This window comes from Flavobacterium chungangensis (genome assembly GCF_042654045.1).
In the GTDB taxonomy this organism is placed as follows: domain Bacteria; phylum Bacteroidota; class Bacteroidia; order Flavobacteriales; family Flavobacteriaceae; genus Flavobacterium; species Flavobacterium chungangensis.
Map to the genome: position 1 here is coordinate 383,810 of NZ_JBHSFY010000002.1, position 18,660 is coordinate 402,469.

An 18,660-nucleotide genomic window follows, 5' to 3' on the forward strand; every position below is an offset into this window, starting at 1 on the left:
GGTTTACAGATATACCAATGAGGCGGGAGATACTGTTGACATCGAAGTAATTAACGATGTAACTTCAAACTTCACTACAATTGTAGCAGATCCTGACGTAAAAAGAATTTTGGAAGAATTGATCAAAGTAACTGGCGGAAACGTAAGCTACAATGCAGATACTCAAAAATTCTATTATAAAGATGCAAATGGAGACGATCAGGAAATCAGTATCAATGATGCGATTGCAAAAGCAGATCTTACTACGACAACATCAGATACGGTGTTAAAAGTAACTGGTACAAAAGCGACTCTGGTTGCAGCAACTGTAGATCTTGTTCCTTCTGTTAATAAAGGAGATGTTTTAACAACAACTGCAGCAGGAGTAGAGTGGAAAGCACCGCAGAACAATAAAATGAACATCAGAAGAATTACTGCAAACGGTCAATTAGACGAAACTTCAGACAGTATAATAGTTATTGACGGATCTGCTACAAGCGGAACGATTAACTTAAACTTGCCGGGATCGATCACAGATGACAGTATGATTGGTAAAGTATTCTCGATAAAAAGAGCAGATGCTAATGATAACGCTACCGTTAAGATTGTCGCTACAGGCGGTACAATTGATGAAACAGATACAACAATAACGCTTGGACTTACAAACACAGTTCAGATTGTTATAGAATCTATAGCTCCATTAAAATGGCAAGTTCTTTCTAAATTCTAAACATAATTTATTTTTTAATTCTTTTGATTATTTGAAAAAAGGGGAGGTATATACTTCTCCTTTTTTTTTGTTTAAAACAATTTACGGCTACACGCATTCTGAAAGCGGTTTGTATAAAAAAATACAATAAAAATTTTTAGTGATCAAGTGTTTGTGGTATAAATAAAAACAAAATGTTTTTATTTTTTATTAAGAAAAACACTTAAAAATACCTTAAAATACAACTTTAAAAACTTCTCGGGGTAGTAAGAATTTTATTATATAAACACCTTTGTACTACAATAATAAAATGTTTTACTAACCGGATTTTATATCCAATAGAATTAATTGTCTATTAAATAGAATTACACTATGAAGAATAAATTTCTACCATTACTATTTGTCTTGGCAAGTTACGGGGCATACTCGCAAACAGGAATCGGAACGCTTAATCCAAATGCTTCAGCTCAGCTGGAAGTATTATCGCTTAACAAAGGGGTTTTATTTCCAAGAGTAGCATTAACAGGTTCAACAGATGCTACAACGATTACAAAAGGAAATGTAAACAGTTTATTTGTTTTTAATACTGCAACAGCATTAGACGTTGTACCGGGTTATTACTACTGGTATGATAATAAATGGGTTAAAGTAGCCAGCAGTGACGATATAAATGGAATTCCAGAAGTACCTGGGCCTCCGGGAACTCCTGGTGCTATTACCACGCTAAACGCAATTGTAAAAGATCCTGCTGGAAATATTTATGCGTACGTTGGTAAAGATGATACTGTTGCAGGACGTGAAGAGGCATGGACGAAAAAATCTACTGACTGGGTTAAAATCAACGGATTAAACGGACCTGACGGGATACCAGGTGCTGACGGGCCTCCGGGAACTCCAGGATCAATTACAACGCTTGATGCTATTTTAAAATATGGAGATGATATCTATGCGTATGTAGGTTCAGATAAAACGGTTGCTTTGCGTGATAAATCATGGGCAGATAAAGACGGAAAATGGGTAAAAATTAACGGACTTGACGGTTCAGATGGTATTGCAGGAGGGCCTGGTGTTCCTGGAGTAGATGCTGAAAATGTACCTACAAAAGCTAAAGTTTGGATTGATACCAGAACCGGTTTTATATATGTAAAAGATGATGCAGGGAACTGGAAAAAAGTAAATGGTAATGACGGAATTCCGGGCGTGAGTGGACCTCCGGGAACAGATGGTGCTATTAAAACACTGGATGCTATTATAAAAGACCCTGACGGTAATATTTATGCTTATGTTGGTCAAGCTGATACTCCTGAAGCACGTCAGGACGAATGGAAAGCAAAGTCTATCAACTGGGTTAAAATCAACGGATTAAACGGAACAGATGGTATTCCTGGTGCTGGTGGGCCTCCTGGAGCTGACGGAGCAATTACAACACTTGATGCTATTTTAAAATATGGGGATGATGTTTATGCTTACGTTGGGTCAGAAACAACTGTTGCAGGTCGTCAAAGATCATGGAAAGATCAGGACGGTGGCTGGATTAAAATTAACGGACTAGACGGATCAGACGGTATTGCCGGAGGACCTGGTGTTCCTGGAAAAGACGGTGTTACTGCACCTAAAAAAGCTCTGGTATGGATAGACACTAAAACAGGCTTTATCTATGTAAAAGATCCTGTAACAGAAACCTGGGCGCAGGTAACATTTGGAAGAGGAGAATTAAAATCTGCAACAGCACTATTAAAAGTTACTGGTGGTAAAGACAGATTAGTAGAAGGTGATGCAACTGTAGAAATCGTGCCTGGTTCTAAAAATCAGATCATGACTACAGATGATGTTGGAGCTGTTTCATGGGCAAGTGCTGTTGATATTGCACAAGCAAATGAGCCTTGGTTTGCAGTTGCTACTAAAAAAGGAGCTACTTCTAATACTGAAGATATCTATACGAACGGATGGGTAGGAATTGGTTTTGATGAAAAAACTACACCTGCAGCGCCAAATGAGAAATTAAGAGTAAATGGAGCAATTACAACGGTAGGCTCATACTATGCAGATTACGTTTTCGAAGATTACTTCCAAGGATTCTCTGACATTAAAGCCGATTATAAATTTAAATCTCTGGATGCTGTTGATGCCTTCATTAAAGCAAACAAACACTTACCGGGTATAACACCGATTAACGAATTGGAAAAAACAAATAAAGGATATTCTTTCAACGTATCTGAATTGTCAATTCAGTTGTTAGAAAAAACAGAAGAGCTTTACCTGCACGTGATCGAGCAGAAAAAAGAACTTGATGCTAAAAATAACGAAATCCAGATGTTAAACCAACGTTTGGAGAAATTAGAAAAATTAGTTTTAGACAAAAAGTAAGCAATTTTTAAGTAAGAGGTAGCATTGCCGGCACTACGCCGGCGATGCTTCTTTACTATAGCTTAATATCAAAATTGCAGAACCATAGGGCGCAAGCGCTTTATGGTTAACAATTAATTCTTTTAAATACTATTTAAAATGATACAAAATTTTAATAATACAAGGAAAACATTCTTTTGTTTTTCGCTGTTTTTTGCATTGCTCATTGGGCTTCCTGCAAAGATGATGGCACAAAGTGTAGGTGTACCAGAGTTGCAGGGTAGTAAAGCGAGTAATCTTGCCCCCTATACGGTTGAGGCAGAAAGCACGACCTACACCCCTTTAGTAGGAGGTATTACTTATTATGCTAATTCTGGTGGAGGTATTCGTGGAAACGAAAATTATACTGATATAGGATTTGTTTTTAATATGGGCTGTTATGATTATGATCAGTTTTATATTAATGAGTATGGTATGTTGTCTCTTGGGATTAAAGGAGTTAATGCCCTTGACTTTGTCGTGCCGCATGGGAGTCCTGGTATTCCTCCACCCGGAGCTCAGGCAAATAGTCCTGGAGCGGCATTTTTGGCCCCTTTTTGGAGTGGTGACCTAAGTAGAACAGGTGGTACTGTCACCTATCTTACTTCTGGTGTAGAAGGAAGTCGTGTTTTTACAGCAGAATGGAAAAACTGGAAATGGGGTAGTAATAGTAATACGATTAATTTTCAAGTAAAAATTTACGAGGGTACAAATACAGTAGAATATATTTACAATCAGGGAGGTGCAATGTCTTCTGGTCCTGGTAGTCCTGCTGCTATTGGTATTTATTATGGTGTGTATACAGCAACTGCAAAACAATTATGGCTTTCAGACGCTACAGCGAGCCCAGGAAATTCCCAGACTTTTAGTAAAACTATTGCAACGCGTCCTGCAAGCGGACAGGTGTATCGTTTTCTCAATCATGACGAAGGTCTTGAGTGTACGCATTACGGACAGGCAGTAATTAATTTAAAAGGAGGAGTTAAACCTGATGCAACAGACGGTCTAAGAGTTTTTCTATCGGGAACTGGACAAATGCAGGTGAGACGACTATCCAGAGGTATGATTGGTCATTCAAGCCTTACTACTTACGATATAGTAAAGGGAACTACGAATCCGAATTATGATAATGTGAGTCACGAGCAGGCTATGGTGTTTTCTATAGGTGGGACATCGTTTACAGGGGGAAATATGAACGATGCCGATCTTGTATTCTTTGGTAACGCACCTGGTATAAATAGATTAACGATGGTAAGTGGTACCCGTCAATCTTTTATTCAGTCAAAAACGAATCCTGATCTGTATACGAACAAAATAAGAATGTCTGCCACCAAAAACGGTTTGATATATTACTTTGATGTAACCTATACTTATACCAATCCGGATCAGAAAATGCGTATTGACTATTCGGTAGTAATTCCGCCAGGTAATACAGAAAAAGTAAAATTGCTGCATGGCTGGAATCCTTTTTTAGATTGGACTCCTACCTTTGATGATACTTTCTGGCATAGAGTGCAGGAAAGTGTTTTAAAAGGAACAGCTCCCGATTTGATAATGGGGGTTAAGGCAGGACGATTTTATGAGGCTTTTGAATATATTAGTGGTATACCATGGGACAGTTATTATTCTGGCTGGGGAGTTCCTACAGGTGTTCAGGATCCTAAAGCAGGTTTTATGACTTTATCAAATCACATTGCCCCTCCACCGGCAAATGTACATCGTATTGGTATTACAGCAGATTTTGGTAGTACACCTGGTACATATACCAGTAGTAACTATATTGTATTTGCTTGTCCCGCAGGAGATGTTAAACCAGACTTGCCTAAATCCACAGTAAAACCATGTAAAGGAACCGAGTTTAACCTAAATGATTACCTGACTCCTAAGGTATTGGAGCCGGGAGTAGTAGTAAAATGGTATGATTCAAATCTGGTAGAAATTGCAGATCCTACTACGGTAACTGCTGGAGGTACTTACTATGTAAAATATTATTCAGCAAAATTTGATTGTGATTCTCCAAGTGCTACACTTACAGTTACGCTGGATGCAAGTTGTGAGGTTTGTGTAAAACCACCTGTTACTACTGGTACAGCAGCAGCTTTTAAAACAATCATCTCAACACTGGACAGGAATATTTCAGATCGTAACTGGTCAGATCCTATTACAGGAAGTTTGATCTTAGAATCTAAAACAAAAGGATTTGTATTAACCAGACTGGCTTCTCCGGAAACCAATATTGCATTACCGGTAGAAGGTATGTTAATTTTTGATACGGCAGAAAATGTATTAAAACTATACAACGGTACAATATGGAAAAAATTAATACAAGCGTGTCCGGATAACTAGGAAACAATCAAAAATTAAGAACTAAAAATTCCAAACTTTTGGGTAAAACCCGAAACCAAAACCTCGAGATCGTGATAGATCATCGGGTTTTGGGTTGGAGTTTGAATTTAATTTTAAACAAATAATCATGAAAAAAGTCATATTTATAATCTGCGCAGTTTTTGCAGGAGTAGCAGCAAATGCACAGCAGGCTGCTATAGGTACGCAGACACTTAATAAATCGGCAATCCTGGAGTTTAAAGCAGGAGACAAATCCGGTTTGGTGTTGCCATGGGTTACCACACTGCCTACGGGAGCAGCCTTAACGGGGGGTGTTATGCTTTATGATACTACTGATAACAAAGTAAAATATTACACTGGTGAAAAGTGGATAAATTTATCAAAAGCAGGCACTGTTAATGTACCATCGCAGGCAGCATTGGCAGAATCAACAAGACAAGGAACCATTATTGGTGCTCAGGAAAGTGATGCTGAAGGTGTACTGGTTTTGGAAGCAACAGACAAAGCATTGATTCTTCCTAAAATGGCATCACCACAAACAGCTGTCATCAAGCCTATGGCAGGTACGATTTGTTATGACACAGTCAAAAAAGAGATTTGTGTTTTCAACGGTACCGAGTGGACATTCTGGAGATAAATAACGAGAAGAAAAGACATAGTGCTGCATTGTAAAGTATACAACAACAAATTTTAAAAATGCAATAAATCCCGATTGCGTCAAAAGTAATCGGGCTTTTTTTTACCGTTTTCTAATTCCAATCACTCAGGAAGCCTTATAAAATAAGGGCTTTTTACCTCAAAATTAAAAAATACCTTAATCTGCAATTTTAAAAACTTATGCGGGCTATTGGTGATGGGTAATAGCTGGAATTTTGCAGTGTAAATAAAGAAGATTATTGAAGCAAAAAAAGAGAGTATTAACCAGAATTAAAAAAACTAAGCATGACTTTACCTCTTATTTCGGTAACAAAAAAAATCAGGATAAAACAAAACTTGTTGTTGGGTTATAAGCAGGCGAATTGAAAGTATAATTATATGGAAAAAATATACAATTCTATGAAAAATAATAATTTTTATAATGTAAAACTGCCAGTTTTTACAGCAGTAAACAAAAAGGATACTTCTTGTATATTGGGACTTTTTGCAGCTTTATTGGCCTGCAATCAGGGAAATGCCCAAATGGTCAACGAAGGAGACCTGAAAGTGAATGATAATACGATCCTTTCGGTATATATGGATTATCAGAACACAAACAGCGGTAATTTAATCAACGATGGTAAGCTTTATATTTTTCAAAACTGGAAAAATGACGGTATCGTAGACTTTACAAAAGCGTCAAGCAATGGTAAAACCTTTTTTACTGGAACAGGAGACCAGTATATAGAAGGAGCAATGCAGTCTAATTTTCAGAATGTAGAGTTCAATAATACTTCAGATCCCGTTCCTTTCTATTTAGGAACAAAAATTTCTGTAAACAACAAAGCAGAATTTGTACAAGGAATTGTTAACGGTGTTTCTTTAGACGGTTTGGTCATCTTTAATAACAATGCAATTCATGACAAAGCGGGAGACCAGAGTTTTGTGGATGGTAAAGTGCAGAAAATCGGTAAAAATGATTTTGAATATCCTGTAGGAGCAGAAAAATTTTTCAGACCTTCTTTTCAGGCGGCTACCTCTGGGGATAATATCTATACCACACAATATTTCAAGAGTAACTCTTCAAGTTTACACCCACACTCTAGCAAAGAAGAATCAATTCAAGTTATCAACGACCAGGAATATTGGGTAGTAACACAGGATAAAGGAGCAGAGAAAATTGTTTTAAGTCTTACACTAGATCACGATACAACACCAGCACAATTTTTTAGCGAAACTTCTACGACAAGATTAGCAATTGTACGTTGGGATGAGGCTGCTGGAAAATGGGTAAACGAAGGCGGTGTATTAAGTGATCCTATTGCGGGAGAAGCTTATTCAAACCTGTTAACCACTACAGTAAGAGGATACGGTTTATTTACCATGGCACTTGTTACGGCAGATCAGAAACCAGACGACTTAATTGTATACAACGCAGTATCGCCAAACGATGACGGAATCAATGATACATTCCACATTAAAGGAATCAATAACTATCCTGATAATACATTGGAAATCTACAACCGTTGGGGAGTAAAAGTATACGATGCAAACTCATATAACGAAAGCGACAATATGTTTAGAGGATATTCTGATGGGCGTGTAACGATAAAACGAGGAGATAAACTTCCAACAGGAACTTATTTCTATATTCTGAAATACAACAAAGACGGTAAAGGCCAGCAAAAAGCGGGTTACCTGTATATCAATAATCAATAAAGGATACGAATAATTTAAGTAATTAAGAAGTAGAACTAATGAAGAAAATTTTTTATATAATAGCAATATTTGTATTGGGAGTCTCAGAGATGTCGGCTCAGCAGGAAGCCCAGTATACACAATATATGTATAATACAATGACATTTAACCCGGGATATACCGGGTCAAGAGAGCTGTTGAGTGTAATGGGATTGTACAGAACGCAGTGGGTTGGATTGGAAGGAGCACCAAAAACATTGAACTTTTCTGTTCAGTCTCCAGTAGGAGTGCATTCAGCTCTTGGAGTAAATGTAGTAAGTGACCAGATCGGACCAACAAAAACTTCTGGCATGACAGTTAATTATGCATACACAATCCTTGGAAGTTCAGAAGTGAAATACTCTTTTGGTATCTCAGGAGGATTCGATAACTATGATATCGACTACACCAAATTAAATACCGAAAATCCAGATGTATACCTTGCAGGAAAAGAATCTCAGTTCTCACCAAACGTTGGAGCAGGATTTTATGTACACTCATACAATTGGTATGTAGGGTTATCAGCACCTAAATTGTTGAAATCAAGTCAGTTTGATGATGCGACAGAAACAACATATTCTAACAAAACGCATGTTTACCTTATTGGAGGATATGTATTTGATTTAAATCCATATTTAAAATTCAAACCGGCAGTTTTAGTAAAAGGAGTTCAAGGTTCGCCAATCTCTGTAGACGTATCAGCCAACTTTCTTATCCATGACAAGTTAACTCTTGGTGCAGCTTACCGTTGGGATGCAGCTGTAAGTGCCCTAGCTGGTTTTCAAGTCAGCGATGGTCTTCAGATCGGATATGGTTATGATTACGACACTACCCATATTGGAAACTACAACTCAGGATCACACGAAATCTTTCTGCGTTTTGACTTGTTCGCGTCAAAAAAATACAGAATGGTTACACCTAGATTCTTTTAATAACCTTAAACTAGCATGATAAAAATGATATCTAAAAAGATAAAAACAGGACTGGTTTTACTTTGCATTTGTTTATTACAAATAGGAGGTATTAACGCTCAGGATAAAAAGATTGTGAAAGCAAATGAGGTTTACAACAAATTTGCTTTTGTTGAAGCAGCTAAATTATACGAAAGACTAGTAGAGAAAGGAAATACTTCAATAGAAGTCTACACAAAACTAGGAAATTGCCATTATTTTAATGCAGAGTATAAAGAAGCAGCAGAATCGTATGCTAAAGTTTTTAATTCAGGACAATCTGCAGATCCCGAGTTTTACTTTAGATATGCTCAGGCTTTAAATAACGAAAAGAATTACAGTGAAGCCAATGCTGTTATGAAAAAGTATTATGCAATAACAGGTAAAGTGGACAAAAGCCAAGGCTGGGAGGAAAAAAAATTACTTGCAGATATTGCTAAGCAATCAGGCCGTTATAGCCTAAAAACAGTAAGTATAAACACACCAGTTTCTGATTTTGGCGCTTCGTTTTATGGCAAAGACAAAGTAGTATATGCATCGGCAAAAGACACTGGTGTAATTATTAAGCGTAAACACAGCTGGAACGAAAAAGCATTTATGAAATTATACACTGCACAAATTGGTGCAGATGGAGATTTGACTGATGCAGCACCAATTAAAGGGGATATAAATACAAAATACCACCAAAGTAGTGCTGTAATTACAAAAGACGGTAAATACATGTATTTTACCAGAAATAATTTTAATGATGGAAAATTAGGAGCAGATAAATCAGGAACTAACTTCCTGAAACTATATGTTGCAGAAAACGTTAAAGACGAATGGAAAAACATTAAAGAATTGCCTTATCCAATCAATAGTGACGGTTTTTCTTCTGCACACCCAGCATTAAGCCCAGATGAAACACAATTATTTTTTGTGTCAGATCGAGACAATAACTTTGGAAACTCAGACATATTTGTAGTATCGCTGAAAAAAGGAGCTTTGGTCGGAAATGATGTAACCAGATTAGGAGATGAAATTAATACTCCTGGTCGTGAGACATATCCTTTTATGGATGCAAGCGGTATTTTATACTTCTCTTCTGACGGTCATCCAGGACTTGGAGGACTAGATGTCTTTGCTGCAATGAAAGACAATGATGGCAAGTACCATGTAGTAAATGTTGGAGATGGCGTGAATACAGAAGCAGATGATTTTGCTTATGTGATCAATAGCGAAAGCAAAAAAGGATATTTCGCTTCAAACAGAACTAATAATGATGACATCTATACTTTTACAGAAAACAGACCTTTACAGTTTGATTTTGACAATAGAGCAATGATTTTTGGAACGATTACAGAAAATGGCAAGCCTCTTCCAGATTTCAATGCTGAGATTTTTAAAGCAAGCACCAATGAAAGTGTTGGTAAAGTAGTGACAGATGCAGAAGGGAAATACAAAGTAATGGTTGATCCATATCAAAATTACAGAGCATACTACACTAAAACTAACTATGCAGAAAAAACGGTAAATACAGAACAACTGAAACCTTTAGAGAAAAAAGAAATCAGTTTTGAAGTTACCAAAGTAATGGAGGTTATTGTAGACGGAGAGAAAGTTAAAATTGAAGATGGGGATGATTTAGCGAAAAAATTAAAATTAAAACCTATTTATTTTGACTTAAACGGATATAACATTAGACAATCATCTAAAAAAGAATTGGATAAAGTGGTAGAATTAATGAGAGATCGTCCAAATGTTAAAATAAAAGTAAATTCATATACAGATAGTAGAGGAAGGGACGAATTTAACATGAAACTTTCTGAAAACAGAGCCAAATCTACGGTTGCTTACATCGTTAGTGCAGGTATTCCTCAGGAAAGAATTAGTGGTGAAGGATTCGGTGAAACCAATCTGTTGAATCATTGTTCTAATGGAGTTAAATGCTCTGAGCAGGAACACGAATTAAACAGACGTTCAGAATTTATTATCAGTTTCCAACAATAATAAAAGGTTGTTAATTAGGCAGAGAACTGCTGTCGGTAGAAATATTGGCAGCAGTTTTTTTAATAGCAACGGCTATTGTAAAATTTAAATTCCAGGCATAAAAAAAGAGACTTAAGTCTCTTTTTTTATTTGGTTATTTTTGACAAAATCGTCTGTAGGTTTTCTTTTTAACTGCTCATAATATTTAGTGCAAAAGTAGCTAAGTTTAGTATAGTTAAGTTCGTACATGACCGCCGTTAAAGTATTGTACTGACCGCTTTTTAATAATTTTTGAGCGAGTTTAATTTTTTCTTCTATAAATAAATTTTTGGGTGTATTATTAAGCAGTTTTTTAAACTGGCTTTTATATTTAGAAGCCGACATACCGGCCATACCCGCTAGAAAAATTAAAGAAGGAAAAGGACCATACAAATTATTTAATAAATAGTTTTTGGTTTTTTCTATAGCCTCATTTTCAAGTTCTGTAGCTTCATTGTTTTTATCTGCAGGTTCGTAAAATTTATTAAAGAAGTTGCCTAATACTTTTAAGGAAACACCTTTTAAAAAAGAATCAAAAGATAAATCATCAACCTGTTTGTTTTTTATAGATTGTATGAGCAATATGCTATTGCTGTCAATATTGCCATAATGATAAAATGTTTTGTTGGTATCTTTTTTGCTGAATGAGTTTTCTCTTTTATTCAAATTTTTAATAAAATCCTGCAGCAGTTTCTTATCAATTAGTAATCGTAAAGCAATTGTTCTTTCATTTACTGCCGGCTTAAAAGAACTTTCAATTTCATTGTCAAGAATAGCCAAATCCAATTGATTAAAAGAACCAATTTCATAATCAATATTATTGATTTTAATGAGATTAATATGTTCACTCAAATCAAAATGAAAAATATACAATTCGTTGTTTGATTTTTTACGAATTATTTTCAAAGGTTTTGTGACCTTAAAATCTGCGTAAACAACCGAGATGCCATCCATAATTTGAGAAAAGTAAAAAAAACCTTTTCCTATATCATCTGGTAGCTTAATAAGTCTGTCATCAATTAATTTAGTATTTAACTGTTCTACTAAATCTAACTGCCACCCAGGAGTTAGCGTATATGAATGCGTAATTTTTCTCATAGGCTTATTATTTACTATAGATCAAAATAACTTACAATTGTTTATAAAATGCTTTAGGCGACAGCCCAAAATGTTCTTTAAATTTAGAAGAGAAATAAGAATTATTGGTAAAATGAAGTTGGTCTGAAATCTGCGAAACTGTTAGTTGTTTTTTTTCGAGAAGTTCTTTGGCAAGCAGCAGTTTGTTTTCCATGAAAAAAACATTTGCTGTATTTCCAGTAATCTTTTTAAACAAACTTTTAAATTTAGATTCAGACATATTGGCCATTTTAGCCATAGAGGTTATGCTAGGAAAATGATCATGAATATGATTTATTAAGTACATCTGAATGTTAATAATATTAGCTAAATCCTTTTCATTTACAGTTTGAATAATGATCCTTTTTGTAGCGATTTTTTTTAAATAGTTGGAAATAAGGAGATGAACAGTTCCTCTTAAGTTTAAATCAAAAATAGCACCTCCAACATTTAATTTTCGGAGATCGTTTAAAATGTGAAAACTTTCACTGCTCATTCGGTCAAAGCGGATTATTGTATTTTCTTTTGGATCAACGACAGAGTCAATATTCTCAATTTTAATGTTATTTTTTTCTATGAATTTTTTTAGCATGCTCTTTTTAATAAAAATGCATAAGGCAAAAGTTTTGCTTCCTTTTTTTACATTGTATTCAGAATTTAAAGATCCATCAATAACAGAAAGATTGTATTTCCACCTGCCTACATTGTATATAAAATGTTCCGTATTTACAGTGGCTTCCCCTTCTGTTAGATTGTAATAAAATCCGACAAAATCTTGATTTAGATTTTCTTGTATTAACTGATAGTTTCTCTTGTATTCTACATTAATGTAATAAGCGATGATACCGTCACCACAGTCTAAAAAGTATCTTATTCCAGTTTGAGAATCTTCTGGTAGTTTGATAAAATTGCCTTCAATTTTTCCTCCAATTTGTTTAGCATAATGCTTTACCCAAGAAAGATCAGCGTCATAATAATGTTTAATTATTTTCATGAAAATCTGGATTTATATTATAAAGTTAAGTTTTTTTAAGAACATAAATGCATATTTGACTTTATAAGTTATTGATAATTAATAATGTGTAAATGATAATAACTTTAAAAAAGAATAAACTTAGAATACTGGCTTGAGCAATTTAGGCTTGTCTGCGTTGTTTGGGCTAAAAATATCGCAAGTATATTTTTTAAGAATGTTTAAAAAGAAAATGGAAGTTTTGGAGATGTAAAAGACTTCTAAGCTTTTAATGGATAGTAAATTTTTATCCATTATTGCGTTTGCTTTTTTTTTCAGTATAGACATTTTGATAATTAATTTGATTTATTTTAATACTTTTTAGACTTTTAGGGGCAAATAATATGCCTTTTTTTATATTAATTTGTAAATCAGTAAATTGTGTTTTGTCTATTTTAAAAACGTATAAATCGTCTTAGTAAATTATGAACAGGCGAGGAGTAAATACCCGTTTTTAAAGAATTTTTTGATTCAAAGTCTTTCTGTCAATTTGTAGGATTTGCGCTGCTTTTGTTTTGTTGTTGTTAACAGCTGTTAAGACTTTTAAAATCTGCTCTTTTTCATGTTCTTTTAAAGGTTTAAAAAGTGTATCTGACGAAGGAATATGATATTTTAGATTTTCCGGTATATGATCCAAAGTAATAGTGTCATCACTCATAATAACCAATCTGTGAATTACATTTTCAAGTTCTCTTATATTTCCAGGCCAGCTGTATCGCATTAGAACTTCGATTGCTTTTTCAATTATTTGAACGTTCGATTTATTATATTCAAGAGAATATTTTTCTATAAAAAGATTAATTAATGTCAATAAATCTTCTTTTCGATCTCGTAAAGGAATAGTTCTGATTGTAATAACATTTATTCTATAATATAAATCTTCTCTGAAAGTGCCTTTTAGAACCATCTCTTCCAGATTGCTGTTTGTGGCACATAAAATCCTTACATCTATTTTTTCTGGTTTTGTTGCGCCAACTCGTAGAATTTCTTTTTCTTGAATGACGCGCAATAATTTAACTTGTACAGATAAAGGAGCGTCTCCAATTTCATCTAAAAAAATAGTGCCGCCAGAGGCAGATTGAAATAAACCTATTCGATTTTCTGAAGCTCCTGTAAAAGAGCCTTTTATGTGTCCGAATAATTCAGATTCTATGAGGTTTTCGGGTATTCCTCCACAGTTCACTACAATAAAGGGCTGGTCTGCAAGTTTGCTAGTAAAATGGATAGCCCTTGCAATCATTTCTTTTCCTGTACCGCTTTCGCCTTCTATAAGAACATTTGCCTTGGTGTCTTTTACGCGTTTAATTGTCTCAATTAAATCCCTAAACTGACTTGAATTTCCGGTGAGACCACCATACGATTTTTCATTATCTAGGTTTAGAAAATTAGTTGAATCTTTACAGGCAAGCGTTCTTTTCTTAAGTGAATCTAAAATGGTTTTATGGAGCTCGTCGCTTGTAAAAGGCTTTGTTAAATAATCTAATGCACCCGATTTCATGGCATTTACAACATTGTATACAGACAGGATGCCCGATATTACAAGCTTTGGTATTGCAGGAAAGTGCTCTTCTGCATATTTTAATAGTTCAATTCCGTTTATATTGGGCATATTTAGGTCACTAATCAGTAAGTCTATATCTGCGCTTTTTAAGATTTCAATAGCTTCATTTACAGAAGAAGCTTTGTAAGTTCGATAATTGAAAGATTTTAATTGCCTTTGAATTAAATCCAGCATATCATTATTATCGTCGACAACCAGTATATTCTCTTTTTTAAAAGTCATTTTGTTTAAGATAAAGGGATGCGAATGGTAAAAATTGATCCATTTGGAACATTGTTTTGAAGTGTAATCTCTCCATTGTGATTTTTAATGATACCATGAACTACACTTAAACCAAGTCCGCAGCCATAATTGACAGGTTTGGTTGAAAAAAAAGGTTCAAATATTTTTTCTTTAATAGCATCTGGAATTCCTGTTCCTTGATCCTCTATTTTTAGATAAAGATTAGCTTCGTCATGATTCACTATTATCTTAATAGTGCTTTTTTCTGGCGAGGCATAAATAGCATTTATGAGCAGATTAAATAATACTTGGGTAATTTGAACCGAATCGACCTTTGCTATTATAGTGTCATCCTCAAAGATCAATTCTTGTTTAATTGCTTTTTTCTGAAAATTAGATTTTAGAAAAGATAAGGCAAAAACAATAATAGGCTTTATTTCTTGCAATTCTAATTTTTGAGGCATTTCACAAGAAAAGAACATGAGTCTTTTGACAATCTCACGAGAATAGATAACTGAATTAATAACAATAGCAATATCAGCACTAATTTCGGGATCGGAATTTTGCTCTTTTATAAGTTCTGCAAAACCTAAAATATTACCTAAGGGTGTATTAAGCTCATGTGCTATTCCAGCAGTCATTTCGCCAAGCAAGGATAGTCGTTCCATGCGTTCTATGGTTTTTCTTAATTCTGCTTTTTTTTCTAGTGTTTGAAACTTTTCAATATAATTTCCGATTTCTATTGCAATAGTATCTAGAAGTTTTTGCTCATCTTCATTAAAATCATCCAGTGTATATTTTGCAGAGGGATAATGAACTTTAATATATCCAGAATCTATATTCTTAATGTGTAAAATACTGGATTGAAAAATACTCGGATATTTTTTCTCAGATGTTGAAAGATGGTAATCTAAAATATGAATTTCTACGATGGCATCAAGATTATAACGCCATGCCTTTTTTGTGCTAAAAATAATCTCATAAAGTGTTTGAATATGTATAGAATTGGATTTGGAAATAATCTTTGAAATTTCATAAAGACAAGTAAGTTCTTTAATTTTTTCTTTAAGATTTTCTTCTGTGAACTGTAAATTCATTGTAAGAAATTATTTATTTTTTGTTTTAAAATGGATTCAAAAGTAAATAAATATTTTTGACTATATAATAAAAGAAAGTTAATTGTTAATTAATTGATAATAAGATGAATAAAATTTTTTATTGTGGTCTTATAGTATTATTTTTTTAACTTTTAAGGGTATATTTTGACGATGATTTTTTGTAAAAAAACGCTAATCTTCAGAAAGCAAATGATTAGGATTTAAAATGCAATTAAGTCTTATATGGGTAGTTTAAAAAAGGGCGGAACTTTTAATACTATTGGTTTCAAAAATTTTTGTCATGAAGAAGTAATTTGAAAACAAAATACCGCAATAGCAGGTAAGTTTTTATAATACTATCAGAACCAAATCAAATACATATCGCTAGATAGATTTGTCACTTTTGTTCCCCTGTCTTTATTATTCTCAAATTATTTGCCTTGAATCTTTTATTTCTATTACAAATAAATTGATAACCCTAATTATTTGAACTCATGAGAATAAATTACTCTCATTAATTTTATTTTTAGGTAGTTATGCAGCTTATTGTCAAGTTGGTATTGGAACATCAATACCAAATACTTCTTCCCCAATTAGAAGTTGTCGCTGCTGATAAAGGGGTATTAATTCCTAGAGTTAATTTAAAAAACTCAACAGACACAACGACTATTGCTAATGTAAATGTAAATAGTCTATTGGTCTTGAATGCAGCAACAATTTCAGATATTACTCTGGGATATTACTATTGGTAGGATAATAAATAGAATAGAATTAATTGTAGATAACTTTTACTAATGAAGCAATCTGCAAGACAAGATTAATTACTATTTAATAGGGGTTATGTCTTTAATCTAGATAGATACCAGTATTACAAATTCAAACCTGCCGTAGCGGCAAAAATGGTGCAAGGAGCACCTCTTCAAGTTGATATTTCTGCCAATTTCATGTTTATTGACCGTTTTGTTGTTGGTCTTGCATACAGGTGGAGTGCCTCATTTAGTGCCATGGTCGGATTTCAAATCACAGATGGACTGCATTGGGTTTACGGATAAGACCGCGAAACCACAAAGTAAGAATTATACAATCTTCTGCTTCATAATTTTTTGAGGCTATTCTTTAATAGAATTCACCAGATCTGTAGCAGAGATGAACTACAGATTGTATTGTACTGCGCATGCTAATACCCAGACGAACGATTCCAATGTAGGATGTGTTTTTTATAATGGATATAGTAATAAAGTATTATTTTGCACAAAAAAGAATAAGGCTGCAGCAAATATGCATTTCGCTCAGCCTTATTAAAGTTAATTATTGAACAGTTACACTGCTGATAGCCTCTTTTAATGCTTTGGCAGCAGCGGCTGGATCTTCAGCACCATATATAGCACCGCCCGCTACAGCTACATCTGCACCAGCAGCTACAACATCTTTTATCGTATCGATATTAACGCCACCTGCTACAGAAAACGGAACTTTTGCTTCTCTTCCTTCAGCAATTAGCGTTTGTACAGAATAGCCAGGTAATGCCTGTTCATCAAGACCAGCGTGTAATTCAACAAAAGCGACTCCAAATTCAGTTACTTCTTTTGCTCTCTGTACTCTGTTTTTAACACCAATAGTATCCACTACAATCTGTTTTCCATATTTCTTTGCAGCTTCTACAGCACCTTTTATGGTTGCATCATCTACAGTACCCATAACGGTAACTAGATCAGCACCAGCTTTAAACGCTATTTCTGCTTCCAGAGCACCAGTATCTGCAGTTTTCATATCTGCAAAAACTAGTTTGTCAGGAAAGGCAGCTTTCATCGCTGTTACAACTTTAAGGCCTTCAGCTTTAATAAGGGGCGTACCTAATTCTATAATATCTACATAAGGTGCTACTTTACCAGCAAGTTCTAATGCTGCCTCTGTAGTAAGTAAATCAATTGCGACTTGTAATTTTGTCATTTCAAAATGTTTTAAAAAAATTAATTATAAAAAGTTATTCCAGGTTAGCATGTTTAGGCCAGAGGTCTTCCTTGGTTAGACCAGATTGCTGCCATAGGCTCATAAAAATGCTCTCCAGTATAAACAGTGTAAATTGTTCAAAAAGACTTCCTGCGTATTGTTTGGAAACTGATATGCCGAAATCTGTTTTTGTTGCAGCATTGACTAGCAGTATATTATCTGATGATTGTGCCAGTATGCTTTTTGCGTCGGCTGTAATTGCGATAACTTTTGCCTTTTGTGTTTTTGCTTTTTCGACGGCTGAAAGCACAGATGAAGTAGTTCCAGATCCAGAAGCTACCAGCAGAAGATCTCCTTCAAGAATTGCAGGTGTTACAATTTCTCCTACAACATAAACATGGTAGCCCAAGTGCATAAATCGCATTGCCGCCATTTTTAATGCTAGTCCGCTTCTGCCAGCTGCCATGATAAAGATTCGTTTTGCCGCTTTAATTTCGTGAATCAGAACATCTATTTCCTGCTGATTAATCTGGTCTGCTAATTTTAGATTTTCGTTTAAAATAGTCTCTAGGTTTTCCTTTGTAGAATTTTTTTTATTCATCTGTTTGTTTTTAAGTATCGAGACCAGCCTGTTTTTGCAAAATTGTTAGTAACAGGATAGGATTATTTTAGTGATGATTTTTGAATTTATTATGGATTTTTTTATCCAATCCAATTGAATTAAACAGCGTATTTCTGGATATTTTTTTAAGTTTTTATGGAACTATACTAAATTCTGATTGCTGAGGCAAAGATAAATCAGCAGAAAGGGGAGGGTGTTATACATATGAGACAACGCGGTATAAATTTGCGCCAGTTTTATCCAGAACAGCGCTATAAAAGTAGCTTCAGAAAACTGCGTGAATCGGGATTTAATAATTACTTAATGGATCAAGCCGATTTAACTTTCCAAA

At 34.5% G+C, this 18,660-nt stretch carries 12 protein-coding genes and 2 pseudogenes; 8 read left to right on the forward strand and 6 right to left on the reverse strand.

Features of this window, described 5'->3' with window-relative positions; genetic code table 11:
• From ACFO3N_RS04705 to ACFO3N_RS04735, 7 genes and pseudogenes are all read left to right on the forward strand, one after another.
• A pseudogene (locus ACFO3N_RS04705) lies at window positions 1–709 on the forward strand (hypothetical protein); the annotation flags it as partial.
• 351 nt (window positions 710–1,060) lie between these two features.
• A complete protein-coding gene (locus ACFO3N_RS04710; RefSeq protein WP_379795618.1) occupies window positions 1,061–3,055 on the forward strand; it encodes a hypothetical protein in 1,995 nt (664 codons plus the stop codon).
• 138 nt (window positions 3,056–3,193) lie between these two features.
• The gene (locus ACFO3N_RS04715) at window positions 3,194–5,419 is read left to right on the forward strand and encodes a hypothetical protein (protein ID WP_379795620.1); all 2,226 of its coding nucleotides are present in this window, start codon (window positions 3,194–3,196) and stop codon (window positions 5,417–5,419) included.
• 127 nt (window positions 5,420–5,546) lie between these two features.
• Window positions 5,547–6,056: a hypothetical protein gene (locus tag ACFO3N_RS04720; protein ID WP_379795622.1), complete on the forward strand. Its 510-nt coding sequence runs from the start codon at window positions 5,547–5,549 to the stop codon at window positions 6,054–6,056.
• Between the two features lie 398 nt (window positions 6,057–6,454).
• Entirely contained in the window at window positions 6,455–7,774 is a 1,320-nt protein-coding gene (locus ACFO3N_RS04725) for a gliding motility-associated C-terminal domain-containing protein (RefSeq protein WP_379795624.1), read from the forward strand.
• A 38-nt stretch (window positions 7,775–7,812) separates the two neighbouring features.
• The gene (locus ACFO3N_RS04730; protein WP_379795626.1) at window positions 7,813–8,724 is read left to right on the forward strand and encodes a PorP/SprF family type IX secretion system membrane protein; all 912 of its coding nucleotides are present in this window, start codon (window positions 7,813–7,815) and stop codon (window positions 8,722–8,724) included.
• A gap of 24 nt (window positions 8,725–8,748) precedes the next feature.
• Window positions 8,749–10,731 (forward strand): OmpA family protein, encoded by a 1,983-nt coding sequence (locus ACFO3N_RS04735; protein ID WP_379795628.1) that lies wholly within the window; start codon window positions 8,749–8,751, stop codon window positions 10,729–10,731.
• 111 nt (window positions 10,732–10,842) lie between these two features.
• Here ACFO3N_RS04735 and ACFO3N_RS04740 read toward each other — a convergent pair whose 3' ends face one another.
• From ACFO3N_RS04740 to ACFO3N_RS04755, 4 genes are all read right to left on the reverse strand, one after another.
• Window positions 10,843–11,847: a helix-turn-helix transcriptional regulator gene (locus ACFO3N_RS04740; RefSeq protein ID WP_379795630.1), complete on the reverse strand. Its 1,005-nt coding sequence runs from the start codon at window positions 11,845–11,847 to the stop codon at window positions 10,843–10,845.
• Between the two features lie 31 nt (window positions 11,848–11,878).
• Window positions 11,879–12,859: a helix-turn-helix domain-containing protein gene (locus tag ACFO3N_RS04745; protein ID WP_379795632.1), complete on the reverse strand. Its 981-nt coding sequence runs from the start codon at window positions 12,857–12,859 to the stop codon at window positions 11,879–11,881.
• 472 nt (window positions 12,860–13,331) lie between these two features.
• The gene (locus ACFO3N_RS04750; protein ID WP_379795634.1) at window positions 13,332–14,660 is read right to left on the reverse strand and encodes a sigma-54-dependent transcriptional regulator; all 1,329 of its coding nucleotides are present in this window, start codon (window positions 14,658–14,660) and stop codon (window positions 13,332–13,334) included.
• A 5-nt stretch (window positions 14,661–14,665) separates the two neighbouring features.
• Window positions 14,666–15,757: a sensor histidine kinase gene (locus ACFO3N_RS04755; protein WP_379795636.1), complete on the reverse strand. Its 1,092-nt coding sequence runs from the start codon at window positions 15,755–15,757 to the stop codon at window positions 14,666–14,668.
• Between the two features lie 807 nt (window positions 15,758–16,564).
• On the opposite strand from ACFO3N_RS04755, the pseudogene ACFO3N_RS04760 reads away from it, so the two are divergent.
• A pseudogene (locus ACFO3N_RS04760) lies at window positions 16,565–16,806 on the forward strand (type IX secretion system membrane protein PorP/SprF); the annotation flags it as partial.
• 259 nt (window positions 16,807–17,065) lie between these two features.
• Here the strand turns inward: ACFO3N_RS04760 and hxlA are convergent.
• Complete coding sequence (gene hxlA, locus ACFO3N_RS04765; protein ID WP_379795638.1) at window positions 17,066–17,707, reverse strand: 3-hexulose-6-phosphate synthase; 642 nt, start codon at window positions 17,705–17,707, stop codon at window positions 17,066–17,068.
• Window positions 17,708–17,741: 34 nt separating this feature from the next.
• Window positions 17,742–18,308, reverse strand: a complete 567-nt coding sequence (gene hxlB / locus ACFO3N_RS04770) for a 6-phospho-3-hexuloisomerase (protein WP_379795640.1) — start codon at window positions 18,306–18,308, stop codon at window positions 17,742–17,744.
• Window positions 18,309–18,660 lie beyond the last annotated feature (352 nt).

Bases quoted from the DNA above. Each gene is read 5' to 3' on its own strand.
- ACFO3N_RS04740 (WP_379795630.1), bottom strand. From the start codon at position 11,847: ATGAGAAAAATTACGCATTCATATACGCTAACTCCTGGGTGGCAGTTA.
- ACFO3N_RS04745 (WP_379795632.1), bottom strand. From the start codon at position 12,859: ATGAAAATAATTAAACATTATTATGACGCTGATCTTTCTTGGGTAAAG.
- ACFO3N_RS04730 (WP_379795626.1), top strand. From the start codon at position 7,813: ATGAAGAAAATTTTTTATATAATAGCAATATTTGTATTGGGAGTCTCA.
- ACFO3N_RS04720 (WP_379795622.1), top strand. From the start codon at position 5,547: ATGAAAAAAGTCATATTTATAATCTGCGCAGTTTTTGCAGGAGTAGCA.
- hxlB (WP_379795640.1), bottom strand. From the start codon at position 18,308: ATGAATAAAAAAAATTCTACAAAGGAAAACCTAGAGACTATTTTAAAC.
- hxlA (WP_379795638.1), bottom strand. From the start codon at position 17,707: ATGACAAAATTACAAGTCGCAATTGATTTACTTACTACAGAGGCAGCA.
- ACFO3N_RS04755 (WP_379795636.1), bottom strand. From the start codon at position 15,757: ATGAATTTACAGTTCACAGAAGAAAATCTTAAAGAAAAAATTAAAGAA.
- ACFO3N_RS04710 (WP_379795618.1), top strand. From the start codon at position 1,061: ATGAAGAATAAATTTCTACCATTACTATTTGTCTTGGCAAGTTACGGG.
- ACFO3N_RS04725 (WP_379795624.1), top strand. From the start codon at position 6,455: ATGGAAAAAATATACAATTCTATGAAAAATAATAATTTTTATAATGTA.
- ACFO3N_RS04735 (WP_379795628.1), top strand. From the start codon at position 8,749: ATGATATCTAAAAAGATAAAAACAGGACTGGTTTTACTTTGCATTTGT.
- ACFO3N_RS04750 (WP_379795634.1), bottom strand. From the start codon at position 14,660: ATGACTTTTAAAAAAGAGAATATACTGGTTGTCGACGATAATAATGAT.
- ACFO3N_RS04715 (WP_379795620.1), top strand. From the start codon at position 3,194: ATGATACAAAATTTTAATAATACAAGGAAAACATTCTTTTGTTTTTCG.